General features: G+C 65.9%; 25 protein-coding genes. 9 read left to right on the top strand and 16 right to left on the bottom strand.

Features of this window, described 5'->3' with window-relative positions:
• The first annotated feature begins 1 nt into the window (after position 1).
• The 7 genes from ABE485_RS14460 (at position 2) to ABE485_RS14430 (ending at position 7,081) form a co-directional block, all read left to right on the top strand.
• Positions 2–679: an energy-coupling factor ABC transporter ATP-binding protein gene (locus ABE485_RS14460; protein ID WP_346515969.1), complete on the top strand. Its 678-nt coding sequence runs from the start codon at positions 2–4 to the stop codon at positions 677–679.
• The gene (locus ABE485_RS14455) at positions 676–1,272 is read left to right on the top strand and encodes an energy-coupling factor transporter transmembrane component T family protein (protein ID WP_346515968.1); all 597 of its coding nucleotides are present in this window, start codon (positions 676–678) and stop codon (positions 1,270–1,272) included. Before ABE485_RS14460 ends, ABE485_RS14455 begins: the two co-directional genes overlap by 4 nt.
• Positions 1,273–1,306: 34 nt before the next feature.
• Positions 1,307–1,864 (top strand): biotin transporter BioY, encoded by a 558-nt coding sequence (locus tag ABE485_RS14450; RefSeq protein WP_346515967.1) that lies wholly within the window; start codon positions 1,307–1,309, stop codon positions 1,862–1,864.
• A 248-nt stretch (positions 1,865–2,112) separates the two neighbouring features.
• Complete coding sequence (locus ABE485_RS14445; protein ID WP_346515966.1) at positions 2,113–3,276, top strand: ABC transporter substrate-binding protein; 1,164 nt, start codon at positions 2,113–2,115, stop codon at positions 3,274–3,276.
• A gap of 165 nt (positions 3,277–3,441) precedes the next feature.
• A complete protein-coding gene (locus tag ABE485_RS14440) occupies positions 3,442–4,479 on the top strand; it encodes a branched-chain amino acid ABC transporter permease (protein ID WP_346515965.1) in 1,038 nt (345 codons plus the stop codon).
• Between the two features lie 5 nt (positions 4,480–4,484).
• Positions 4,485–6,320 carry a branched-chain amino acid ABC transporter ATP-binding protein/permease gene (locus ABE485_RS14435; protein ID WP_346515964.1) on the top strand — a complete coding sequence of 612 codons (1,836 nt, stop codon included), beginning with the start codon at positions 4,485–4,487 and terminating at the stop codon, positions 6,318–6,320.
• Entirely contained in the window at positions 6,320–7,081 is a 762-nt protein-coding gene (locus tag ABE485_RS14430; RefSeq protein WP_346515963.1) for an ABC transporter ATP-binding protein, read from the top strand. The genes ABE485_RS14435 and ABE485_RS14430 overlap by 1 nt, the downstream gene beginning before the upstream one ends.
• A gap of 96 nt (positions 7,082–7,177) precedes the next feature.
• Here the strand turns inward: ABE485_RS14430 and ABE485_RS14425 are convergent, their stop codons facing one another.
• From ABE485_RS14425 to fdxA, 14 genes are all read right to left on the bottom strand, one after another.
• A complete protein-coding gene (locus ABE485_RS14425; RefSeq protein ID WP_346515962.1) occupies positions 7,178–7,585 on the bottom strand; it encodes an ASCH domain-containing protein in 408 nt (135 codons plus the stop codon).
• Positions 7,582–9,732 carry a phosphocholine-specific phospholipase C gene (locus ABE485_RS14420; protein WP_346515961.1) on the bottom strand — a complete coding sequence of 717 codons (2,151 nt, stop codon included), beginning with the start codon at positions 9,730–9,732 and terminating at the stop codon, positions 7,582–7,584. Before ABE485_RS14420 ends, ABE485_RS14425 begins: the two co-directional genes overlap by 4 nt.
• 146 nt (positions 9,733–9,878) lie before the next feature.
• Entirely contained in the window at positions 9,879–10,724 is an 846-nt protein-coding gene (locus ABE485_RS14415) for a branched-chain amino acid aminotransferase (RefSeq protein WP_346515960.1), read from the bottom strand.
• Positions 10,725–10,843: 119 nt separating this feature from the next.
• Positions 10,844–11,857, bottom strand: coding sequence for an ABC transporter substrate-binding protein (locus tag ABE485_RS14410; protein ID WP_346515959.1), 1,014 nt, complete (start codon positions 11,855–11,857; stop codon positions 10,844–10,846).
• Positions 11,858–11,978: 121 nt separating this feature from the next.
• Complete coding sequence (locus ABE485_RS14405; protein WP_346515958.1) at positions 11,979–12,962, bottom strand: branched-chain amino acid ABC transporter permease; 984 nt, start codon at positions 12,960–12,962, stop codon at positions 11,979–11,981.
• Positions 12,959–13,846: a branched-chain amino acid ABC transporter permease gene (locus tag ABE485_RS14400; RefSeq protein ID WP_346515957.1), complete on the bottom strand. Its 888-nt coding sequence runs from the start codon at positions 13,844–13,846 to the stop codon at positions 12,959–12,961. Before ABE485_RS14400 ends, ABE485_RS14405 begins: the two co-directional genes overlap by 4 nt.
• Before the next feature lie 95 nt (positions 13,847–13,941).
• Complete coding sequence (locus ABE485_RS14395) at positions 13,942–15,156, bottom strand: ABC transporter substrate-binding protein (protein ID WP_346515956.1); 1,215 nt, start codon at positions 15,154–15,156, stop codon at positions 13,942–13,944.
• A 61-nt stretch (positions 15,157–15,217) separates the two neighbouring features.
• On the bottom strand, positions 15,218–15,928 hold the full coding sequence (locus tag ABE485_RS14390; protein ID WP_008162066.1) for an ABC transporter ATP-binding protein: 711 nt from the start codon (positions 15,926–15,928) through the stop codon (positions 15,218–15,220).
• Complete coding sequence (locus ABE485_RS14385; RefSeq protein ID WP_346515955.1) at positions 15,925–16,698, bottom strand: ABC transporter ATP-binding protein; 774 nt, start codon at positions 16,696–16,698, stop codon at positions 15,925–15,927. The genes ABE485_RS14390 and ABE485_RS14385 overlap by 4 nt, the downstream gene beginning before the upstream one ends.
• 353 nt (positions 16,699–17,051) lie before the next feature.
• The gene (gene nth / locus ABE485_RS14380; protein ID WP_346515954.1) at positions 17,052–17,687 is read right to left on the bottom strand and encodes an endonuclease III; all 636 of its coding nucleotides are present in this window, start codon (positions 17,685–17,687) and stop codon (positions 17,052–17,054) included.
• Positions 17,684–18,328 carry an electron transport complex subunit RsxB gene (rsxB, locus tag ABE485_RS14375; protein WP_346515953.1) on the bottom strand — a complete coding sequence of 215 codons (645 nt, stop codon included), beginning with the start codon at positions 18,326–18,328 and terminating at the stop codon, positions 17,684–17,686. Before rsxB ends, nth begins: the two co-directional genes overlap by 4 nt.
• A 112-nt stretch (positions 18,329–18,440) precedes the next feature.
• Entirely contained in the window at positions 18,441–19,667 is a 1,227-nt protein-coding gene (locus tag ABE485_RS14370) for a polyhydroxyalkanoate depolymerase (protein WP_346515952.1), read from the bottom strand.
• Positions 19,668–19,879: 212 nt separating this feature from the next.
• Positions 19,880–20,680 carry a ferredoxin--NADP reductase gene (locus tag ABE485_RS14365; RefSeq protein WP_346515951.1) on the bottom strand — a complete coding sequence of 267 codons (801 nt, stop codon included), beginning with the start codon at positions 20,678–20,680 and terminating at the stop codon, positions 19,880–19,882.
• A 49-nt stretch (positions 20,681–20,729) separates the two neighbouring features.
• A complete protein-coding gene (gene fdxA / locus ABE485_RS14360) occupies positions 20,730–21,053 on the bottom strand; it encodes a ferredoxin FdxA (protein WP_006218015.1) in 324 nt (107 codons plus the stop codon).
• Positions 21,054–21,209: 156 nt separating this feature from the next.
• Between fdxA and pncB the strand changes: the two genes are divergently transcribed.
• Both pncB and ABE485_RS14350 read left to right on the top strand, forming a co-directional pair.
• Complete coding sequence (pncB, locus tag ABE485_RS14355; protein WP_346515950.1) at positions 21,210–22,385, top strand: nicotinate phosphoribosyltransferase; 1,176 nt, start codon at positions 21,210–21,212, stop codon at positions 22,383–22,385.
• A 66-nt stretch (positions 22,386–22,451) separates the two neighbouring features.
• Positions 22,452–22,802 (top strand): RidA family protein, encoded by a 351-nt coding sequence (locus ABE485_RS14350; protein ID WP_346515949.1) that lies wholly within the window; start codon positions 22,452–22,454, stop codon positions 22,800–22,802.
• Positions 22,803–22,896: 94 nt separating this feature from the next.
• Here the strand turns inward: ABE485_RS14350 and ABE485_RS14345 are convergent, their stop codons facing one another.
• Positions 22,897–23,406, bottom strand: coding sequence for an NAD(P)H-dependent oxidoreductase (locus tag ABE485_RS14345; RefSeq protein WP_346515948.1), 510 nt, complete (start codon positions 23,404–23,406; stop codon positions 22,897–22,899).
• Positions 23,403–24,236, bottom strand: coding sequence for a zinc-dependent peptidase (locus tag ABE485_RS14340; RefSeq protein WP_346515947.1), 834 nt, complete (start codon positions 24,234–24,236; stop codon positions 23,403–23,405). The genes ABE485_RS14345 and ABE485_RS14340 overlap by 4 nt, the downstream gene beginning before the upstream one ends.
• Positions 24,237–24,282 lie beyond the last annotated feature (46 nt).

The following is a 24,282-nucleotide window of genomic DNA, read 5'->3' as shown; positions in this document are numbered from 1 at the left end:
CATGTTAATCGAGTTTGACCAGGCGGTAGTGTCCACGCCCCAGGCGGAAGTGTTGCGCGGGGTGAGCGTGACCCTGGCCGAACGCCGCATCGGCATCGTCGGCCCCAACGGCGCCGGCAAGAGCACGCTGGCGCGCCTGATCAACGGGCTGGTGATGCCCTCCTCGGGCAGCGTGCGGGTGGACGGGCTGGACACGCGGCAGGACCTCAAGGCTGTGCGGGGACGGGTCGGATTCGTTTTCCAGAATCCCGAAAACCAGATCGTCTTTCCCATCGTGCGCGAAGACCTGGCGTTCGGCCTCAAGCGCCTGGCGCCGGACCGCCGGCAGCGCGAAGCCCTGATCGAATCCCGCCTGGGCAGCCTGGGCGTGGGCCATCTGGCGGACCGCAGCAGCCATACCCTGTCCGGGGGCGAGCGCCAATTGGTCGCGTTGGCCGCGGTGCTGGTCATGGAGCCCGCGCTGATCGTGTTCGACGAACCCACCACCCAGCTGGACCTGCGCAACCGCAACCGCGTGCGCGCGGCCATCGCCGGGCTGCCGCACGATGCCATCGTCGTCAGCCACGACCTGGAGCTGCTGGAGGATTTCGACCGGGTGCTGGTCGTGCGCGACGGCAATATCGCGGCCGACGACACGCCCGCGCAGGCCCTGCGCTGGTACCGGGATCATTGCGGATGATGGAGCCGCTCTACGTCCCCGGCGCCACGCCCCTGCATCGGCTGCCGGCGTGGCTCAAGCTGCTGGCGCTGATGGCGGCGGGGGCGGGGCTGTTCATGTTGCGCGACCCGCGCTGGCTGGCGTTGGCGTTCGCGCTGTCGGCGGCATTGGTCTGGTCCACGGGCGTGGCCGGGGCGGCCGTGTGGCGCCAGGTGCGCGGGCTGATCTGGGTGCTGCTGGCGGTGGCGCTCTTCACCGGCTGGTTCCAGGGTGCGATGGAGGCGCTGGCCGTGGTGCTGCGCGTGGCGGCGATGGTCGGGCTGGCGCTGGCCGTCACGCTTGCCACCCGCACCTCCGACCTGATCGCGGTCTGCGAGAAAGCGCTCAAGCCGCTGGAACGCACGGGGCTGGTGGACGCGGAAAAGGTCGCACTGGCGCTGGCGCTTGCGCTGCGCTTCGTGCCGGAAATCTGGCGCAACTTCCAGGAGATCCGCGAGGCGCAGGCGGCGCGCGGACTGGGTGCGAATCCCATCGCGCTGATCGTGCCGCTGATCGTGCTGACATTGAAGCGGGCCCAGGAAGTCGCCGAAGCCATCGACGCGCGCAGTCCCTGACGCGGCGCGCATCGCCATTCACAAAGGGGAAACCATGAAATCCAACAATACGGTGCTGGTAGCGCTGTTCGCGGCGCTGATCGTCGTCCTGAGCCTGATGCCGCCGATTCCGATGCCCGGCATCCCGGTGCCCATCACGCTGCAGACGCTGGGCGCCATGCTGGCCGGCGCCATGCTGGGGCCTGTCCGCGGCGCATTGGCCTGCCTGCTGTATCTGGCCCTGGCGGCGGTCGGCCTGCCCGTGCTGCCCGGCGGCCGCGGCGGACTGGGTGCCTTCTTCGGCCCCACGGGCGGCTTTCTGGTGGGCCTGGTGGCGGGCGCCTTCGTGACGGGCTGGATGGCGCGCCGGCTGGCCGCCCGCGCCTCGCGCACCTGGATGCGGCTGGCCGGCTATGTGGCGGCATGCCTCGTCGGCGGCATCGTCGTCGTGTACGCATTCGGGGTGCCGTGGCTGGCGACCGTGGCGAAGATGGACCTGGCCAAGGCCGCGACCGCGGTCGCGGTTTTCCTGCCCGGCGACCTGATCAAGGCCGTGGTGGCCGCGTGGGTCGCGTCGCGCGTGGAGCGCGTGTGGCCGGTGCTCGGACGCTGAGGGCGGCAAAGACCCTGGCATGCCAAGGGAATCCCCCAACTGACGCCTGCCACCCTTTCAAGTACAAGTTCGCCATTAACAAATGCGTTCGCCAAAACGTGGTTTCCGTAGCACATCAGGGAATTACCGTAGTTGCGCCAGGTCATCTGATACTGTTTTAACCATATAATATTTTTTTCTGTATAACTTTAAACAGGCTCGCTTCGCCTCGTTCGAGGCACATAAGAGCCACCACAGGAGACAAAAATATGCGCAAGCACTTCGGCTTGTCCGCGGCCGCGGCCGCTGTAGCCCTGACCCTGCCGCTTCTGGCGAGCGCACAGGTCAAGGTGGGCGTCACGGTGGCCAGCACCGGCCCCGCCGCCTCGCTGGGGATTCCCGAGCGCAACACGGTTGCCCTGCTGCCCAAGGAAGTGGCCGGCCAGAAGATCGAATGGATCGTCCTGGACGACGCCACCGACACGACGCAAGCCGTCAAGAACTCGCGCAAGCTGGCCTCGGACGACAAGGTCGACGTGCTGATCGGCACGTCCATCACGCCGGGTTCGCTGGCCATGGTGGACGTGGCCGCCGAAGCCAAGGTGCCGATGATCAGCGTGGCCGCCAGCGCCAAGATCGTCGAACCCGTGGACGACAAGCGCCGCTGGGTTTTCAAGACCCCGCAGAATGACGCCCTGATGGCCGGCGCCCTGGCTGACGCCATGGCCAAGTCCAAGGTCAAGACCCTGGGCTTCATCGGCTTTGCCGACGCCTACGGCGACGGCTGGCTCGACGTGATGCAGAAGGCCGCCAAGGCCAAGGGCATCGAGATCGTCGCCGTCGAAAAGTACGGCCGCACCGACACCAGCGTGACGGGCCAGGTGCTCAAGCTGGTCGGCGCCAAGCCCGACGCCATCCTGATCGCCGGCGCGGGCACCCCGTCCGCGCTGCCGCAAAAGGAACTGAAGGCGCGCAACTACGGCGGCGTCATTTACCAGACCCACGGCGCCGCCAACAATGACGTGCTGCGCGTCTGCGGCAAGGACTGCGACGGCATGTTCCTGCCGGCCGGCCCGCTGCTGGTCGCCGCGCAACTGCCCGACAGCAACCCGGTCAAGAAGTCGGCCCTGGCCTACGTCGAAACCTACGAAAAGGCCAACGGCGCCGGTTCGACCAACACGTTCGGCGGCCACATGTGGGATGCCGGCCAGCTGGTCGTCGCTGCATTGCCGGTGGCGCTCAAGACCGGCGCCAAGCCGGGCACGCCCGAGTTCCGCGTCGCGATGCGCGATGCCCTGGAAGGCATCAAGGACCTGGCCGTCTCGCAAGGCGTGTTCAACATGTCGCCCACCGACCACGCCGGCTTCGACGAGCGTTCGCGCGTCATGGTCAAGGTGGAAAACGGCAAGTGGGTCTACCAGCCCGGCCTGTAAATTCCCAGGATTGCCCGATCCTCGGGCGCCCGGTGCGCGGCGACGGCTGAAAGGCAGCCGCCGCGCGGGGCCCGGCAGTACTTCGCACCGGCCTTTCCGGCCGGTGTGTCGTATCAGTGTTCCGGGTGGGGCCGGAACACCAAGAAACCACAAGGTAGTTGTTAGATGGATTCATCAATTGCGCTGATCCTGCTGCAAGACGGTGTCGTCAACGGCGCCATCTATGCCCTCCTGGGCATGGCTCTGGTGCTGGTTTTCGCCGTCACGCGCGTCATTTTCATCCCCCAGGGCGAGTTCGTGGCGTTCGGCGCCCTGACCCTGGCCATGCTGGTGGACGGCAAAGTGCCGGGCACCGCCTATCTGCTGCCGCTGCTGGGCCTGGTGTGCCTGGCGCTCGAGCTGCTGCGCGCGCTGCGCACCCGCAGCGCCGCCGGCCTGCCCAAAGCCGTGGCCACCTGCCTGGTCCTGCCGCTGGCGCTGTTCTGGCTCACGAAAAGCTATACCGCCGCGGACAACTCGCTGTGGCTGAACATGCTGCTGACGCTGTTCCTGGTGATTCCGATGGGCCCGATGGTCTATCGCATCGTCTACCAACCCCTGGCCGAAGCCACCGTCCTGGTGCTGCTGATCGTCTCCGTCGCCGTGCACTTCGCGCTGATGGGCCTGGCGCTGGTGTTCTTCGGCGCCGAAGGCTGGCGCACGCCGGCATTCGTCAGCGGGCAAATCGACCTGGGCTTCATGACCTGGTCCGCGCAGAGCCTGTTCGTGGTCGCCACTTGCGCGCTGCTCATCCTGGCCTTGTGGCTGTTCTTCGGCAAGACGCTGTATGGCCGCGCGCTGCGCGCGACCGCCGTCAACCGCCGCGGCGCGCGCCTGGTGGGCATCAGCACCAACATGTCCGGCTCGCTGACGTTCACGCTGGCCGTGGGCATCGGCGCGGTGTCGGGCATGCTGATCGCGCCCATCACCACGGTCTACTACGACACCGGTTTCCTCATCGGCCTTAAGGGCTTCGTGGGCGCCATCATCGGCGGCCTGGCAAGCTATCCCATCGCGGCGGCGGGCTCGCTGCTGGTCGGCGTGCTGGAAGCGTTCTCGTCCTTCTGGGCCAGCGCCTACAAGGAAGTCATCGTCTTCACCCTGATCATTCCGGTTCTGGTCTGGCGTTCGTTCAGCACCCATCACGCGGACGAAGAGGAATAAAAGCCATGAACCGCATACTGCTTGCCGTATTTCTGGTCGTCCTGGCGGGCCTGCCGCTGGTGTCGGCCACGCCCGAATTCTGGGTTACTCAGCTCAACTACATCGGGCTTGCCAGCCTGGTGGTGCTGGGCCTGGTGCTGCTGACCGGCGTGGGCGGCCTGACGTCCTTCGGCCAGGCGGCCTTCGTCGGCCTGGGCGCCTACACCACCGCCTACCTGACCACGCAATACGATGTGTCGCCCTGGCTGGCGCTGCCTGCCGGGCTGGTGCTGACCGCCCTGGTGGCCTATCTGCTGGGCGCGATCACGCTGCGCCTGTCCGGCCACTACCTGCCGCTGGGCACCATCGCCTGGGGCCTGTCGCTGTATTACCTCTTCGGCAATATCGACTGGCTGGGCAAGCATGACGGCATCGCCGGCATCGAACCCATCAGCATCTTCGGCATCTCGCTGGCCAGCGGCCGCCACATCTACTACCTGATCTGGGTGTTCGTGCTGCTGGCGCTGTGGGCCACGCGCAACCTGCTCAATTCGCGTCCGGGCCGCGCCATCCGCGCCTTGAAGAGCGGGGCGGGCATGGCCGAGTCCATGGGTGTCAACACGGCGGCCTACAAGATCATCATCTTCGTGTGGGCCGCCTTGCTGGCCTGCGTGTCGGGCTGGCTGTATGCCCACATGCAGCGCGCCGTCAGTCCCAGCCCCTTCGGCCTGAACTACGGCATCGAATACCTGTTCATGGCCGTGGTCGGGGGCGCCGGCTACGTCTGGGGCGCCTTGCTCGGCTCCAGCGTCATCCTGGTGCTGAAGGACCAACTGCAGAACCTGCTGCCCAAGCTGTTGGACACGAACGCCAACTTCGAGATGATCGTCTTCGGCGTGCTGTTGATCCTGATGCTGCAATTTGCCCGCAACGGCCTGTGGCCGATCCTGGCGGGCTGGTGGGGCAGCATCACCGGCGCCGACGGCTCGCGCCGCAACCTGGCGCCGCCCGCATCGGCGCCCGCGCTGCCGGCGCGCGAGCGCCCGCAACCGGGCCAGGTGGTGCTGGAAGTCGACGCCATCCGCAAGGAATTCGGCGGGCTGGTCGCCGTCAACGATATCTCCTTCAAGGTCAGCTCCGGCGAGATCATGGGCCTGATCGGCCCCAACGGCGCCGGCAAGAGCACGACCTTCAACCTGATCAGCGGCGTCCTGCCGGTGACGCGCGGGCAGGTCACGTTCATGGGCCAGCGCATCGACAACCGTTCGGCACGCGAGATCGCCAAGATGGGCGTGGGCCGCACGTTCCAGCACGTGCAACTGCTGCCCGGCATGACCGTGCTGGAAAATGTGGCGCTGGGCGCGCATCTGCGCTCGGACGTCGGCGTGTTGGCGGGCGCCCTGCATTCGGACCGCGCCCGCGAAGCGCAGCTTCTGCACGAGGCCGCCCAGCAGCTCAAGCGCGTGGGCCTGGGTGAATACCTGTACGAACAGGCGGGCAACCTGGCGCTGGGCCAGCAGCGCATCCTGGAAATCGCCCGGGCGCTGGCCTGCGATCCGGTGCTGCTGTTGCTGGACGAACCGGCCGCCGGCCTGCGCTACAAGGAAAAGCAAGACCTGGCGCGGGTGCTCGAGCAATTGCGCGCCGAGGGCATGAGCATTCTGCTTGTCGAACATGATATGGATTTTGTGATGCGCCTGACCAACCACCTCGTGGTGATGGATTTCGGCACCAAGCTGGCCGAAGGCGTGCCGGCCGACGTGCAAAAGAACCCGGCGGTGCTGGAAGCCTACCTGGGCGGCATCGATGACGACCTGCCCGAAGCGGACCAGGCCAAGCCCGTGCCTGCGGGAGGCGTGTAATGAGCGCATCCAACTCCCCCGTCCTCGAAGTCAGCAACCTGTCCGCCCGCTACGGCAAGGTGGGCGCGCTGGCGGGCGCCACGCTGACCGTGCCGGCCGGCAGTATCGTCACGGTGATCGGCGCCAACGGCGCCGGCAAGTCCACCATGCTGAACGCCATCATGGGATCGCTGCCCCACACGGGCCACGCGGCGGGCACTGTCCAGTACGCTGGCAAGGACGTGTCGGGCTGGCAGGTCGAGCGCCGCGTCGCGGCCGGCATGTCGCTGGTGCCCGAGCGCCGCGAGCTGTTCGGCACCATGTCCGTGGAAGACAATCTGCTGCTGGGCGGCTTCCGTCGCTATCGGGCCCGCGAAAGCGGCTGGCGCGACACGCTGAACGAAGTCTTCGACCTGTTTCCGCGCCTGCGCGAACGGCGCGCCCAGCAGGCCGGCACCTTGTCGGGCGGCGAACGCCAGATGCTCGCGGTCGGCCGCGCGCTCATGGCCAAGCCTGCCTTGCTGATGCTGGACGAACCCAGCCTGGGCCTGGCGCCGCGCATCGTGCGCGAGATCTTCCACATCATCGCGCGGCTGCGCGAGACCGGCGTGGCGATCCTGCTGGTCGAACAGAACGCCCGCGCGGCGCTGCAGGTGGCCGACTACGGCTACGTGCTGGAAACCGGCGAGGTCATCCTGCACGGTCCCGCGCGCGAGCTGGCCGGCGACCCGAAGGTCATCGAAAGCTACCTGGGCCTGGGCAAGGGCGCCGAGGCGGCCTGACCCCTCAAGCGCTCCTGCGCTCGGAACGCCGGCCGCCGCAGGGCGCCGGCGTTTTGCATTTGCAGGCCGCAAGCAACGGCCCGGTGTGGCCTGTCGTCATGCGATCTGCCGCTCGAACACGTGCACGACGCGAAAGCGTTCGCACACCAGCATCATGTCCGGCGCATAGCCGCCATTGCGCTCGAAATATGCAATGTGCGCCTCGCGCCACGCGGCATACGGACCTTCGCCCTCCGCCAGTGCAAACGCCTCGTCCACCTGGTCAAAGCGCTGGATAAGTACGCTGGCGGTTTCGATGACGCAGGCTGGCCGGCCCCGTCCGTCCAGGACTATGTCGCGCCGGCCGGCCTCGGGGACTGGTTCGTCGCCGCCGAAGTGATGCAGCGCACCGCAGGTGGCGGTCTTGGTTCCCGCGAGCACCAGGGCGAGGAGCTCGTCGGCCAGTTCCGGAGAGTCTCCGAACTGGAAGGTCACGGCGTCTTCGTAGGGGGCGGGGGGCTTCATGCCTGGGGAGTCCATTGCAGTATCGGTTCCTGTCCCATCGCGGGGTCCGAGGTGGAGTGGGCGCCGGTTTCGATGCGCCCGGCCAGCCTGCGCACGAACGACGGGTCGTCCTTGTCGTGCACGCTGATGTCATACCAGCCGCCGGTGCGGGCCATGTCCCAGGACAGGATCAGCGTTTCTCCGGCAGCCAGCGCGACGTCGGCCGTGCGAGGATAGTCGTAGGCGTTGGCGGCGACAAGGCATACGCGCGGGCGGCCGTCCGGGTTGCGCAGCGACAGCCGCAGCGGGACGCCGGCGCCTTCGTAGTCGGCGGCAACTTCCAGCGCCGGCGCCGCAGCCTGCCCGATGCGCCCGGCAAAGTGCCGGTGGAACCCGTTGGGTCCCAGCAGCCACAGGTCATAGCGGCCGTCGCTGTCGGCGTTCCATGCGCCTTCCAGCGTCTTGCCGGCCTCCACGGTGTAGCGGCGCGGACCGCGCTGCAGGTCCAGCCGGTCGTACACATGCAGGACCGCGCCGGCCGTGCCGGTGTTGTCCAGGCGCAGCGAGACGCGGTTGTCTTGCAGGCGGGCATTGGCGTGCAGCGCATAGGGCAGCGCTCGCGAGGGCCGGGTGCCGGGCTGCTGCCGGGCCACGGCGGGCGCGAGCGGAGCCGGGGGCTTGACGGTGCCGGGCAGCGCGGCGGCCCGGGCCGCGCGCTCGGTGGTGGCGGGCAGGCCGTGCACGAGGTCCTGGTGGTCCGGCGAGGCGAAATCGAAGATCGACGTGAGGTCTCCGCAGACGGCCAGGCGCCATGGCGAGATATTGGGCTCGGCCACGCCAAAGCGTTGTTCGACGAAGCGCAGCACCGAGGTGTGGTCGAACACTTGGGAATTAACCCAGCCACCCTTGGTCCATGGCGAGATCACGTACATGGGCACGCGCGGACCCAGGCCATAGGCGCCGTGCAGGTGCGCGGGCGTATCGTCTTTTTCCACGCCGGCAAGGTGCTCGTGGTATTCGCCGACCGTGTCCACCGTAGACGCGCCGGCGAATTCGCCCTTGGCGTTGCGCGAGGGCGGCGCGGGCGGCGGCATGTGGTCGAAGAAGCCGTCGTTCTCGTCGAACATCAGCAGCAGGACGGTCTTGCTCCAGACCTCGGGATTCGCCGTCAGGGCGTCAAGCACGCGGGCCGTGTAGTCCGCGCCCTGGGCCGGACTGGACGGGCTGGGGTGTTCGGAGCCCGCCTTGGTGGCGCAGATCCACGACACCTGCGGCAGCGTGCCGTCCAGCACGTCCTGGCGCAGCAGGTCCAGGTCGCGGGTGGTCAGCGCCTTTTCCTTCAATGCCGCCAGGGACCCGGGCAGGCCCTGATACGCGTCGCGGTAGGCCTTGAATCCGGCGGTGGGATTGAGCGAATAGTTGTCCGCCATGTTCTGGTAGATGCGCCAGCTGACGCCGGCGCGTTCCAGCCGTTCCGGATAGGTCGTCCAGGTATAGGCGCCGGCGGGATCGCCGCCCGTGAGCTTGTTGTACACGTTGCCCAGCGCCGGGCCGTTGCCGCGCGCCAGGCCGTCGTTGGTGCCGCTCCAGACGAACAGGCGGTTGGTGTTGGTGCCGCCGGTGAACGAACAGTGGTAGGCGTCGCACACGGTGAAGGCGCGCGCCATCGCGTACTGGAAGGGCATGTCCGCTTCCGTGTAGTACGCCATCGAATGGTTCTTCTTGGCGGCGGGCCAGTTGCCCATGCGGCCCGCGTCCCAGGCGTCCTGCGCGTTCGACCAGGTGTGCGGCGTGCTGGCCACGCGCATGGTTTCGTAGGCCTCGCGCGTGTCCAGGCGGTACGGCAGCACGGTGCGCGGCGCGCCTTCGTCGGGTTTGTCGTTGTACTGGGCCCAGACGGTGCGATGGCGCGCATCCGGGCTGTCCGGCACGGGAATCGGAAAGCGGTCGCCAAAGCCGCGCACGCCGTCCAGTCCGCCGAAATAGTGGTCGAACGAGCGGTTTTCCTGCATGAAAATCACGATGTGCTCGACATCGCGGATCGTGCCCGTGCGGTGGTTGGCGGGGATGGCCAGGGCGCGGCGGATCGCCGCGGGAAACAGCGCCAGCGCGCTGCCGGCGCCGGCCAGGGCGGCGCTGTTGCGTAGAAAATCGCGTCTGCTATTCATGGGCTCGCCTGACGGTCGGAAGCCCACAGCGTACGCGCCTTTCGCCCCGTTTTCCTGACGGCTGGCTGTCTGTCCCGCGCCCTTCGGAAGTCCGCGGCGAGCCGGCGGATTCCGAAGGGCGGAAAGGGCGGGTACGGGTCTGGCGCTCAGTTGCGGCGGGTGCTTTCCGCGTAGTCCATGTAGAGCTGGTGGGCGCGGCGCGCGAGCGGGCCGTACTCCAGGGCGCGCGCTTCCACGCGGTTCACGTGCACCACCTTGCCGTAGTTGCCTGACGAGAACACTTCGTCGGCTTCCTCGACGTCGGCGCGGGTCAGGCTGCGCTCCTGCACTTCGATGCCGTCGGCCTTCAGCAGCGCCAGCACGCGGCGGCGCGTGATGCCGTTCAGGAAGGTGCCGTTGTCCACCGGCGTGGACACGACGCCGTTCCTGGCCAGCCACAGGTTGCTGGTGGCGAATTCGGCGATGTTGCCCGCGCCGTCCAGCATGATGGCGTTGTCGAAGCCCTTTTCCGCGGCTTCACGGATGGCGCGCTGGCCGTTGGGATAGAGGCACGATGCCTTGGCGTCGGTGGGCGCCATGTTGGGCCACGACCGCGCAAAGCTGGAGAAGCAGGCGGAAAAGCCCTGGTCGCCGGGCATCGGCACCTTGAACACGTGCAGCACGAATTGGGTCTTGTCGGCGTCGGGCAGCAGGAATCCGTCGGCGCAGAAGAACATGGGCTTGATGTAGAGCTCCGAGCCTTCCGGAAACTTGGCGACCGCCTGCAGGCACAGCTGCTGGATTTCTTCCCAGTCCATCTGCGGCTTCATCAGCATTTTCTCGGCCGAGCGCACCACGCGCTGGCAGTGCAGGTCCAGGTCGGGCGTCAGGCCGCGGAACGCGCGGGCGCCGTCGAAGACCATGCTGGCCATCCAGAAGGCGTGGTCGGCCGGGCCGAGCAGTTTGGGGTTTTCGCTGGTCCAGTGACCGTTGTGCCAGAACAAGGCATCCATGATTGTCTTTCCTTCGCTTGAATCGGGTTGGCGCCTGCGGGCGGCGCCTCGGCGGCCCCGCCGAAACGTCAGGATACATGAGAGCCGGACAGCCGATGCGCCGCGGCCTGCGCACGGGGCTATTCGTGCGCCAGCGCCGCCTGCACGCGGTCGGCGACGTCGGCCGGCATCCATTGCCGCCAGACGGTGGGGTACTGCTTCAGGAAATAGCGCGCGGCGTCCTCGGGTTCCTTGCCTTCTGTCTCCAGCCAGCCCAGCGTGGCGTCGATGGCGTCGTCGGGCACCGTCAGCTTGGACAGGAACTCGGCCAGGCGCGGCGCCGCCTTGGCAAAATCGGCATTCACGCCCGTGACCACGGGATTGGGCTTGAACTCGGTGGCCACCGGCTTCGCGCATTTGGGATCGGTCATGCAGGTGTAGGCCGCCTGGTCGAAGGGGGGCAGTTCCAGCTTCACCAGGTCCAGCGCGCCGACAAGCGACGTGGGCGTCCAGTAGTAGAAGACGATGTCCCGCTTGCGCTTGTAGGCCGACACGATGGCCGCCTTTTGCGCGGCGCCCGAGCCGGGCGCGAACAGCGAATAGTCCTTGTCCAGATTCAGGGCGCGCAGCAGGTTGTCGTTCAGCGTCCCGCAGGCCCAGCCGGCGGGGCAGCCGTAGATGCGGCCTCGCCCCGGCTCCTCGGGGTCCGCGAACACGTCCCTGAAGCGCGCCAGGTCGGCGGCGGCCTTCAGGTCCGGGTGGCGTTCGACCGTGTAGCGCGGGACGTACCAGCCTTCGCCGGCGTCGTAGACGTGCCCCACGCCCAGCACCTTGCCGCTGGCCAGCGCCTTCTTCCAGGCGCCTTCGATCTGGCCGGGCCAGACTTCGGGGGTGACGTCCACGTCGCCGCGCTGCAGGGCGGCCAGCATGGGCAGGGTTTCACCGATTTCCACGGAGGTCTTGCAGCCGTAGCCGTGTTCCAGCACGTAGCGTTCGATGCCGGCCAGCACCAGATTGGATTCCCAGTTCAATCCGCTGAAGCGCACCGGACGATCGACTTCGCAGGTGGGCGCCGCGGCGGCGGCGGGAGATGACAGCAGGGCGGCGGCCAGGGTGAATGCGCCCAGGCCGGCGGCGAGATGCGTGTTGCGCATGGTCGGCACCTGTGTAGTGGGGTGCCGGTCATTGTAAGGGGCGTTGCCCGCGCACTGGCGTATCCCGGAATGCGGAAGGGGCCGCAGCGCGGCCCCTTCGGTCTGTCCAGCAGGTACCGGATCAGGCGCGGGCAGTGCGCCGCCGGTTGAAAAGTGCGCCCAGCTCGCCCACGATGCCGCGCCGGAAGGCCAGCACGCAGATCACGAAGATCAGGCCGCTCACGATCGTGACGGACTCGCCCAGGCGCAGGAACCATTCCACACCGGTCAGGTTGGCCATCATCTGGCCGAAGTCGCCGACCTTGTTTTCCAGCAGCACCACGATGAACGCGCCCAGTACGGGGCCGGTCAGCGTGCCCAGTCCGCCGATGAGCGTCATCAGGATCACCAGGCCGGACATCTGCCAGGTGGCGTCCGACAGCGTGGCCGACACGAACACCAGGGTCTTGGTGGCGCCGGCCAGGCCGGCCAGCGCGGCCGACAGCACGAAGGCCACCAGCTTGAAGCGGTCCACGTCGTAGCCCAGCGAAATGGCGCGCGGCTCGTTTTCGCGCAGCGCCTGCAGCACCTGCCCGAAGGGCGAGTTCACGGTGCGCCAGATGATGAAATAGCCGATGATGAAAATGGCCATCACGAGGTAGTACAGGTTGATGTCCTTGGACAGGTCGACCAGGCCCAGCAAGGTGCCGCGCGGCACGCTTTGCAGGCCGTCTTCGCCGCCGGTGAACTTGGCCTGTAGAAAGAAGAAGAACACCATCTGCGACAGCGCCAGCGTGATCATGGCGAAGTAGATGCCGCTGCGCCGGATGGCGAGGGCGCCCATCGCCAGGCCCAGCAGCGCCGCCACGGCCACGCCGAACAGCAGGCCGAGCTCGGTGGGCAGGCCCCAGACCTTCATGCTGTGCCCGGCCGCATAAGCCGCGCTGCCCAGGAAGGCGGCGTGCCCGAAGGACAGCAGCCCGGTGAAGCCCAGCAGCAGGTTGAACGCGCAGGCGAAGAGCGCGTAGCACATGACCTTCATGGCGAAGATCGGATAAACGCCCGCGAAGGGAAGCAAGGCCACCACGATGGCCAAGACCGCATAGCCCAGGAATTGACGATTCATTTTTCTTTTCCGAACAGCCCGGCCGGGCGGATCAACAGAACAATGGCCATGATGATGAAGACGACCGTGCTGGAGGCCTCGGGCCAGAACACTTTGGTCAGGCCTTCGATCACGCCCAGGCCCAGCCCGGTGACGATGGCGCCGAAGATGGACCCCATGCCGCCGATCACGACCACCGCGAACACCACGATGATGAGGTTGGAGCCCATCAGCGGCGAAATCTGCAGCACCGGCGCGGCCAGCACGCCCGCGAAGCCGGCAAGCGCCACCCCGAACCCGTAGGTCAGCGTGATCATGCGCGGCACGTTGACGCCGAAGGACTCGACGAGCCGCGGATTCTCGGTTCCCGCGCGCAGCAGCGCGCCGAGGCGGGTGCGCTCGATGACGAACCACGTCGCGAAACAGACCACGATCGACGCCGCCACGACCCAGCCCCGATAGTTCGGCAGGATCATGAAGCCCAGGTTGGTCGCGCCGCGCAGGGCTTCGGGCGTGGGATAGGGCTGGCCGGACACGCCGTAGAAGCTGCGGAACAGCCCTTCGATCAGCAGCGTCAACCCGAAGGTGAGCAGCAGCCCGTACAGGTGGTCGAGCTTGTACAGGTGCTTGAGCAAAAGTTTTTCTATGATGATGCCGAACAGGCCCACGATCAGCGGCGCCAGGATCAGCATGACCCAGTAGTTCAGGCCAAAGTACGACAGCCCCATCCAGGCAATGAAGGCGCCCAGCATGTAGAGCGCGCCGTGGGCGAAGTTGATGACGTTCAGCAGCCCGAAGATGACGGCAAGTCCGAGCGACAGCATTGCATAGAAGGAACCGTTGACCAGGCCCAATAACAGCTGGCCGAACAAGGCCTGTATGGGGATGCCGAAAATGTCAGTCATCTTGTGGAAATCCTGCGCGGTACGGAAGGAAGCGTGTTAGTCGGGATGCGGCCGGCCTGTGTGGCCGCGCCGCATCCGGGATCAAACGGGCTGGTTTACTTCTTGACCAGCTTGCAGGTGGACTCGGACAGCTTGGTGTAGACCTCGTCGCCAGGCAGCGTCGCCACTACCTTGTAGTAGTCCCAGGGGCCCTTGGAATCTGCAGGGTTCTTCACTTGCATCAGGTACATGTCGTGGATCATGCGGCCGTCTTCGCGCACGTAGCCGCCTTGCGCGAAGAAGTCGTTGACCTTGTTCGACTTCATCCACTTCATGACGTCGTCGCCGTTATCAGAGCCGGTGGCCTTGACGGCGTTCAGGTAGAAGGTCGCCGACGAGTAGTCGCCCGCCTGCAGCATCGAAGGCTTGCGGCCCACCTTGCTTTCGAACTTCTTGGCCCACGCGCGCGAGGCGTCGGATTGGTCCCAGTACCAGCCATCGGTCAGGTACATGCCCTTGGTGGCGTCCAGGCCCAGCGAGTGGACGTCGTTGATGAACACCAGCAGCCCGGCCAGCTTCATGGTCTTGGTGACGCCGAATTCGTTGGCGGCCTTGACCGTGTTGATGGTGTCGCCGCCGGCATTGGCCATGCCCAGGATCTGGGCCTTGGAGGCTTGCGCCTGCAGCAGGAACGACGAGAAGTCCGACGCGCCCAGCGGCGCGCGCACCTGGCCCTTTACTTCGCCGCCGGCGGCCTTGACGACCGCCATCGTGTCGCGCTCCAGCGCATGACCGAACGCATAGTCGGCCGTCAGGAAGAACCAGCTCTTGCCGCCATCCTTCACCACCGCGGAACCGGTGCCGCGCGCCAGGGCCACGGTATCGTAGGCGTAGTGCACGGTGTAGGGCGAACACTGGGCGTTGGTCAGGTCGGACGAGCCGGCGCCGACCGCGATGAAGGGCTTCTTCTTTTCGGCGGCAACGGCCGCCATGGCCAGGCTGGTGGCCGAATTGGTGCCGGCGATGATGACGTCGACCTTCTGCTGGTCGAACCATTCGCGCGCGCGGGCCGACGCCACGTCGGCCTTGTTCTGGTGGTCTGCCGAGACCACTTCGATCTTCTTGCCGTTGACGGATCCGCCAAAGTCCTCGATCGCCATGCGGACTGCGTCCAGGCCGGCCTTGCCGTCGATGTCGGAGTAGACGCCCGACATGTCGGTGATGAATCCGATGCGGATGACATCGTCGGAGATACCTTGAGCGTGGGCGGTTGCCCCCGCGAATCCCAGGCCCGCCATGGCCAGTGCAGCAGTGATGGTGTGCAGCTTCATGGGATGACTCCTCTTCCCTACGGTGTGGTGTTGCCGGGGTTCCGGCGGATGACAGGTTGTTTTAGACGCCCAGCAGTTCGTTGAGCGTGTCCTGTTTTTCTGAAAGTTCGGCGGCTTCGAAATGCTCGACGATCTGCCCGTGTTCCATGACGTAGAAGCGGTCGGCAAGCGGCGCGGCGAAGCGGAAGTTCTGTTCCACCATGACGATGGTGTAGCCGCGCTGCTTGAGCGCCGTGATCATGCGCGCCAGGGCCTGGACGATGACGGGCGCAAGGCCTTCGGAGATTTCGTCCAGCAGCAGCAGGTTCGCGCCGGTGCGCAGGATGCGCGCCACGGCGAGCATCTGCTGTTCGCCGCCCGACAGGCGCGTGCCCGGCGAATTCCGGCGCTCCTGCAGGTTGGGGAACATGTCGTAGATTTCGGCCAGCGACATGCCCCCGCCCAGCGAGCCCACGACGGGTGGAAGCAGCAGGTTCTCTTCGCAGGACAGGCTTGCGAAGATGCCGCGTTCTTCCGGGCAATAGCCGACGCCCAGGTGAGCGATCTTGTAGGTGGGCAGGTCGATGGCCTCGGTGCCGTGTATGCGTACCGAGCCCTTGCGCGATCCGGTCAGGCCCAGGATCGCGCGCAGCGTGGTGGTGCGGCCGGCGCCGTTGCGGCCCAGCAGCGTGACGACTTCGCCTTGTCCCACGCGCATGTCCACGCCGTGCAGGATATGCGATTCCCCGTACCAGGCGTGCAGGCCCGAGATTTCGAGTGCGGGCGTGCTCATGCGTGCGCTCCTTGAAGTTCGCCGTCGGTCGTGCCCATGTAAGCCTGCATCACGGCCGGATGGCGGGAGACTTCGGCGTAGGATCCTTCAGCCAGCACCGAACCGCGCGCCAGCACGGTGATGGTGTTGGCGATGGAGGACACGACATTCATGTTGTGTTCCACCATGAGGATGGTGCGCCCGGCGCTGACGCGCTTGATCAATTGCGTGACGCGGTCCACGTCTTCGTGGCCCATGCCCTGGGTGGGTTCGTCCAGCAGCATGAGCTCGGGCTCCATCGCCAGTGTCGTGGCGATTTCCAGCGCGCGCTTGCGGCCGTACGGCAGGTTGACGGTGGTCTCGTCGGCGAAGCCGCCCAGGTCCACTTGTTCGAGCAAGGCGCGCGCGGGTTCGTTCAGGACGGCCAGGCGCTTGTCGCTTTGCCAGAAGTGGTACGACAGTCCCGTCTTGCGCTGCAGGCCGATCCGCACGTTCTCCAGCACGGTCAGGTGCGGGAACACCGCCGATATCTGGAATGAACGGATGATGCCGCGCCGCGCGATCTGCGCTGGCCGCTCGCCGGTAATGTCGATACCGTTGAACTTGATGCTGCCCGAAGTGGGAGAGAGAAATTTCGTCAGCAGGTTGAAGCATGTGGTCTTGCCCGCGCCGTTAGGCCCGATCAAGGCATGAATCTCGCCCCGCTTGATACGCAAATCGACCCCATTGACCGCGACGAAACCGCGGAATTCCTTGGTGAGGCCTTTTGTCTCCAGGATTGTGTCATCCATGTTCGCTGCACCAGCGTTGTATTTATATGGACTCCGCCTGGCGTCATTGCGTCAGGCCCCCGCAGGGTCGGGAAAACTAACTGCGTGCTTAGTTTTCTTATGAGTTGCCGGCGAGTATGCGGACGTCGCAATCAAAATTCCATGAGGGTTTGTCATAGGTTTTGCACTGCGGAAAGGTCAATTGTCGGCATGCCGACAATGCTGTGCCTGCATGGGGATAAAGCCTTTCCAATATGGAAATGCGTTGCAGCAAATAAGCGTTGATCGTCATCAACATGTCACGCGGAAAAGGGGCGAGGGAAAACCCGGTTTTCCGCTCGCTCCAATCGCTTTCCGGCACACGGCCGGATTCGTCATGCCGGGGTTTTCTGCTTGAATTCGCAGAGATCGGAAATGCCGCATTGGGGGCATTTCGGTTTGCGCGCCACGCAGACGTAGCGGCCTTGCAGGATGAGCCAGTGATGGGCGTCCTGCATATATTCGCGCGGCACGAATTTCTCGAGTTTCTGCTCGACTTCCAGCACGTTTTTTCCGGGCGCGATGCCGGTGCGGTTGGACACGCGGAATATGTGCGTGTCGACGGCCATCGTGGGCTGGCCGAACGCGGTGTTGAGCACCACGTTCGCGGTTTTGCGTCCCACGCCGGGCAGGGCTTCCAGCGCCTCGCGGGTTTGCGGGACCTGGCCGCCATGCTGCTCGATGAGGATCCTGCACGTGGCGATCGTGTTCTTCGCCTTGGTGCGGTACAGACCGATGGTCTTGATGTAATCCGCAAGGCCTTCCTCGCCCAGCGCCAGCAAAGCTTGCGGGGTGCCGTACTGCGAGAAGAACTTTCGCGTCGCGATGTTGACCGATTTGTCGGTGGCCTGCGCCGACAGCAGCACGGCGATCAGCAACTGGAACGGCGTGCCGTATTCCAGCTCGGTGGTCGGGTGGGGGTTGGCCGCCTGCAGGCGGGCGAAGATTTCTCGGCGTTTGGCGGCGTTCATGACTGCGTGGGGTTGCGGCGGGCACGGGCACGAGCCAGGGCGGATTCGATGGCCGAGCGCTTGCGGTCTTCTTTCTGCGCGTCGTCGGCGGCGGGCGCGGCGGGGGCGGGAACGTCGGGCGCCTCGGGCGCCATCAGGCGTGCGTTGTCGGCGGCCAGGCGCTCCGCGCGCGCCAGGTGGCTGCGGTGCCTCTGGCGGCTGATGGCGGCGTCCTGAGCGCTCCAGATGCGTCCGGCGGGCACCATCTGAATGCAGTCCACGGGACAGGGCGCCACGCATAGGTCGCAGCCGGTGCACCAGTCTTCCAGGACCGTGTGCATGTGCTTGTTGGCCCCCACGATGGCATCCACCGGACAGGCCTGGATGCACAGCGTACAGCCGATGCAATGGGATTCGTCGATGCGGGCGACCAGCAGCGGACCGGGCTCGCCGCGCGTAAGGTCCAGCGGCAGTACCGGGACGCCGAGCAGCCCGGACAGCGCCGCGACGCCTTCATCCCCGCCGGGCGGGCAGCGGTTGATCGGGGCGGCGCCCTCGGCGATGGCGTCGGCGTAGGGCCGGCAGCCGTCGTACCCGCATTTGGTGCATTGCGTCTGAGGCAGCAAGGCGTCAATGCGGTCGGCAAGTGAGCGACAGGACATGTAAAGCCAATAAATGAAAAGGGGCCGCTCGGGCCCCGTGGATACGGATCAGGCTGCCGGCGGCGCGAGGTGTTTTCCCGCGCGCCGCCTGGCGGACGGCGCAGCGCCGTTCTTATGCCGATTGCCGGATGAACTCCGCAATTTTAGGACAGATCATTTCGCGCCAGCGCCGGCCCGAGAAAATGCCGTAATGGCCGCAGTTGGGCGCGGTGTAGTGCGACTTGCGATCGGCCGGGATGTTCTTGCACAGCTTGATCGCGGCGCGCGTCTGGCCCTGGCCCGAAATATCGTCCAGTTCGCCTTCGATGGTGAACAGGGCGACGTCCTTGATGTCCGCGGGGCGGACCAGCTTGCCGTCCACTTCCCAGGTGCCGTTGGGCAGCGCGAAGTCCTGGAACACCATGCGGATCGTGTCCAGGTAGAACTCGGCCGGCATGTCCAGGACCGCGTTGTATTCGTCGTAGAAGCGGCGATGCATTTCGGCGTCGCTGTCGTCGCCGCGCAGCAGGTCCAGGTAGAAGTCGTAGTGCGACTTCATGTGGCGGTCGGGATTCATGGCCATGAATCCCGCATGCTGCAGGAAACCCGGGTAGACCTTGCGGCCCGCGCCCGGATAGCGCGGCGGAACGGGATGGATGACCTGGTTCTCGAACCAGGCGTAGGGCTTGGTGGTGGCCAGGCGGTTGACCTGCGTGGGCGACTGGCGCGGATCGATGGGGCCGCCCATCATCACCATGCTGCGCGGCTGGCAGGGATCGTTGGCCGTGGCCATCAGCGACACGGCGGCCAGCACCGGCACGGTGGGCTGGCAGACCGAAATGACGTGGACGTCCGGGTCCAGGTGACGGATGAAGTCCTGGACGTAGCGGACGTAGTCGTTCAGGTGGAAGGGGCCGGCCGACAGCGGCACCATGCGGGCGTCGACCCAATCCGTGACATAGACGTCATGGGCGGGCAGCAGGGCGCGAACGGTATCGCGCAGCAGGGTGGCATGGTGCCCCGACAGCGGGGCGACAAGCAGGACTTTCGGGTCGTTCTTGCCGGCGAGGCGGACGTCGCGCTGGAAATGCACCAGGCGGCAGAACGGCTTGTCCAGCGCCACCGCCTCGATCACGCGGACGGACTTGCCGTCGATCTGGGTGGCGGGGAGATTCCAGGCGGGCTTCTGGTATTCCTTGCCGATACGGGTCATCAGCTCGTACCCGGCGGCCATCTGGCGAGAGATCGGGGTATAGGCGAGCGGGCTGTAAGGGCTGGAGAACAGCTGGGAACCGGCGTCCGTGAATGCAGCAAACGGAGTCAGGAAGGCGCGCTGCATTTCGTGCAATTGGTACAGCATTTCGGGGAAGTCCTTCTGGGTCGAGCGTGTGCCCCGATTATTGCCCCGGGGCGTAACGATATTTCCAATCAGACTGAAGAATGTCCGGCAAAAGCCCGGTTTTTGTTGCTAAAAAGCGACCCGTAATGTGTTTCGCACCAGTTTAGGGCGGGTTTCATGCCTTGCGGTGATACCAAAAGGAGGATTTATGCACTACGCCGGAACGTGCTGCATCACCAGTAGTTTTCTACTGCCAGGTTGCCGGGGATACCGCGCCGACCGGGCTTGAACCCACGATCACCCAGCAATTTTCGTGCCTCGGCCAGCATGGCGGGATTGCCGCAAAGCATGACCTTGGCGAACTCCGGATCGAGGGGAGCGCCCGCCAATTGCTCCAGGCGGCCGTCGGCGATCAGGGTGGTGATGCGCTCCTGGGGCACGCCGGGCAGCGCTTCGCGCGTGGCGATCGGCAGGTAGACCAGCTTGTCGGGATCGGCCGCGAACAGCTCGGCCAGTTCGGGATTCCGGCGCCAGGATTCGATCTCGTCGCGGTAAGCGAGCTCTGCGGCGGTGCGCACGCCATGCACCAGGATGATGCGGCGATAGGCGCGCCAGACGGCGGGATCGCGCAGGATGGACAGGTAGGCCGACAGGCCGGTGCCCGAGGCCAGCAGCCACAGGTCGCCACCCGGCGCGAAGCGCTCGAGCGTCAGGAACCCGTAGGGCGCCTTTTCGACATAGAGGGCGTCGCCGGGCAGCAGGCGCGCCATGCGTGGACTGAACAGGCCTTCCGGAACCACGATGGAATAGAACTCCAGCCAGGGCTCATGCGGGGCGGAAACCATGGAATAGGCGCGCCACAGCGTGGGCGGGCCGTCGGGGGCATCCGCGCCCGGCAGGCCGACCCGGGCGAACTGGCCCGGCAGGAACGCATAGGCGTCGTCCCGCGTCACGCGCACGGAGAACAACTTGTCCGGCACCCAGGTATGGACGCTGGTGATGGTCTGGCGCGTGTATTTGGAGTCGTCGGTCATCGGGGCATCGCGCGGCGCGGCCGCCAGGAATGCGGCCGGTGCTCGCGGATTATTTTTCCAGGTATTGCAGCTTGTCCTGCTTGCCGTTCCAGTCGTCGGCGTCGGGCAGGGGCTTCTTGGCGCGGCTGATGCTGGCGAACTCGGGGGAGAGTTCAGCGTTCAGCGCGATGAAATTCAGCTGGTCCTGCGGCACATCTTCTTCGGCGTAGATGGCATTGGCCGGGCATTCCGGGATGCAAACGGCACAGTCGATGCATTCGTCGGGGTCGATCACGAGGAAGTTCGGACCCTCACGAAAACAGTCCACCGGGCACACGTCTACGCAATCGGTGTACTTGCACTTGATACAGTTTTCGGTGACTACGTGGGTCATTCAGGAACTCCGGGCTCGGCGGCATTTGTGTCTTGTTGGGCGGATTTTACCCAATGCCGCGCCAATGTGCCGGCAATACCCGTATTGACATAGTGGCCCATCGTGCCGAAGGGCCAGCGCTCTATGCTATGGTGTCGCGAAACGAAACGCGCAATCATGATTATTACTTCGCTGCTCGACACCGACCTGTATAAATTCAGCATGATGCAGGTGGTTCTGCATCACTTCCCGGCTGCCCAGGTCGAGTACCGGTACAAATGCCGCACCCAGGGCGCCGATTTGCGCCCTTATTTGGACGAAATCCGCCAGGAAGTGCACGAGCTCTGCCAATTGCGCTTCACGGAAGACGAACTTAAATATCTGGGCAGCTTGCGCTTTATCAAAAGCGACTTCGTCGATTTCCTTGAGCTGTTCCACATGCCCGAGCGCTGCATCCACATCAGCGAAGGCGAGGGCCCCGGCGAAATCAGCATCGAGGTCAAGGGTCCGTGGCTGCACACGATCCTGTTCGAGATCCCGGTGCTGGCCATCGTCAACGAGGTCTATTTCCGCAACACCCGCAAGCATCCCGACTGGGCAGAGGGCCGCAAGCGCCTGCAGTCCAAGATGCACCTGGTGCTGGACGATCCGGCGCTGGCGGACTTCCGCGTGGCCGAGTACGGCACGCGCCGACGCTTTTCCAAGGTCTGGCACGAGGAAATCGTGTCCACCATGAAGGCCGAGATGGGGCCGCATTTCGCCGGCACCAGCAATGTGCTGCTCGCCAAGGAGCACGACGTGCTGCCGCTGGGCACGATGGGCCATGAATACCTGCAGGCCTGCCAGGCGCTGGGACCGCGCTTGCGCGATTCGCAGGTGTTCGCGCTGGAAGTCTGGGCCAAGGAATATCGCGGCGACCTGGGCATCGCGCTGTCCGACGTGTACGGCATGGACGCCTTCCTGCGCGATTTCGACATGTATTTCTGCAAGCTGTTCGACGGCGCCCGCCATGATTCCGGCGACCCCTTCATCTGGGGCGAGCGCCTGCTCGAGCACTATCGCAAGAACCGCGTGGATCCGCGCGCCAAGACGCTGGTGTTCTCGGATTCACTGACTTTTCCGCGCGCCATCGAACTGGCGCGGCAGTTCTCCGGCCGCTGCAAGGTGTCCTTCGGCATCGGCACGAACCTCACCAACGACCTGGGCCACGAACCGCTGCAGATCGTCATGAAAATGGTCCGTTGCAACGGGCAGCCAGTGGCCAAGGTATCGGACGCGCCGGAAAAGACCATGTGCGACGATCCCGCCTACCTGGCCTATCTGCGCCAGGTGTTTCAATTGCCGCCCGCTTGAGGCCGGCTCGGGGTAAATTGCGCATTCCTTGTTCCATCCAACCCATACGACTCTAGGGGATTATTCATGAGCAGCATCAAGCGCTTCCACGTTGCCAAGCGCCTGTCGGACATGGCCGTGTACAACGGCGTTGCCTACCTGGCAGGCCAGGTGCCGGACGACGCCACGCTGGACATCACCGGCCAGACCGAGCAAGTGCTCGCCACGATCGACCGCCTGCTGGCCGAGGCCGGCACCGACAAGACCAAGATCCTGATGGCCCAGATCTACGTGGCCAACATGAAGGAATTCGACGGCATGAACAAGGCGTGGGACGCCTGGGTCGCCGACGGCAATGCGCCTCCGCGCGCCACCGTCGAGGCCCGCCTGGCCAACCCCGACTACAAGGTCGAGATCGTCGTCACGGCCGCCCTCTGAGGCCGGCCCTGCAACAGGCCCCACGGGGCTTGTGACCAGCACAACAAAGTCCGGCGCCGCCGGACTTTTTTTCGCGCGTGCCGGCCGAAGCGCGTCACGCGCCCATCAGCATCATGCCTGCCAGCAGTCCACCCAGTTCCTCGCAGCGGGCAAGCTCAGCCTGCGCCACGGTCTTGGGCGCCAGGATCTGCTCGGCGGTCTGCGCGCCCATGTTGACGATGAGGGCCGGGGCCACGGCGCTGAGGCGCCAGCCGGTGCAGATGCGTTCCACCTGCCGCGCCGCGCCGGAGCCGTCGCTGCCCGCGCTGATCAGCGCGGCATAGGGCAGGCCCTGTATGCGGTCCAGCACGGCGTAGTAGTTGCGGTCGAAGAATTCCTTCATCTCGCCGCTCAGGCTGGCCAGGTTCTCGGGGGCGCAGAACAGATAGCCCTGGCTGGCCAGGAGCACACTGGCGTCCGCGTCGGGCGCGTGCCGCATTTCGATCCGCAGCTCGTCCGCCAGATCCATGGCGCTGGCGGCTGCCGCGGCGCCGCGCGCGGCGGCTTGCGCCATCTGCCGCGCCGCGCCGGTGCGCGAATGCCAGACGATCAGCAGCTGCTTCATGCGTAGCGCTCCATGGGGTCCTGACGGTAGTAGGCCCGCAGCATCGCATACCATTCGGGCAGCGCCTGCTGCATGGGGTAGGGGTCCACGAAGAAGTGCTCCGAACTGACCGCGAAGAACTCGGCTTCGTCGGTGGCGGCGTAGGGATCCATGGGCAGTTGGCCGTACCAGGCGTCGGCTTCCTCGCTTTCGGGATCCACGTCGCGCGGGATGGCGGCCTCCACCGCATCCACCGCGGCAATGAAGCGGTCCAGGCTGTCGTCCAGCACGCGACGCCAGGCGCGGGGGCTCAGGTCGGGATGCGCCGCCAGCGACGGCATGCCGTCCGCATCGCCCGAGCGCAGGTCCAGCTTGTGGGCGAATTCATGGATGACCACGTTGAAGCCGCCCTCGGAAAGCTGGGTGTCTTCCCAGGAAAGCACCAGGGGACCGCCTTCCCAGGCTTCGCCTGCCGCGTCCTCGATGTATTCGTGGACCACGCCGTCTTCGTCCTGGCGGGAGCGCGGAATGCGGAAGCTGGCCGGATACACGATGATCTCGTCCCAGCCTTCGTACAGTTCCGGCGCGAGGTTCAGGATCGGCAGGCTGGCCTGCGCCGCGATGGACAGGCGCATGAAGTCGGAGACCTCGAGGCCCTGCGCGCCGTTGATGGTCTTGCTGGCCAGCAGCCAGGCGGAGCGCGCCTGCAACTGGGCGGCTTCGTCGGCGGTCAGCGCCGCCAGGAATGGGTGGGCATCCAGCACCTGCCGCCAGAGTTCCGGCGGGATGCGGGCCTGCATGTCGGCCACCGCGGAGGGGCGGGCGCCCCGGCCCTTGAGCCAGCGCAACATAAGCTTCGGTTCCTTCTATATGCCGGGATGCGGCAGGGTGTTCAGG

The organism is Achromobacter spanius, from assembly GCF_039673305.1.
Classification (GTDB): Bacteria; Pseudomonadota; Gammaproteobacteria; order Burkholderiales; family Burkholderiaceae_B; genus Achromobacter; species Achromobacter spanius_F.
Note: the sequence above shows the minus strand (reverse complement) of the source record. Positions and strands in the feature narration are given on the sequence as shown.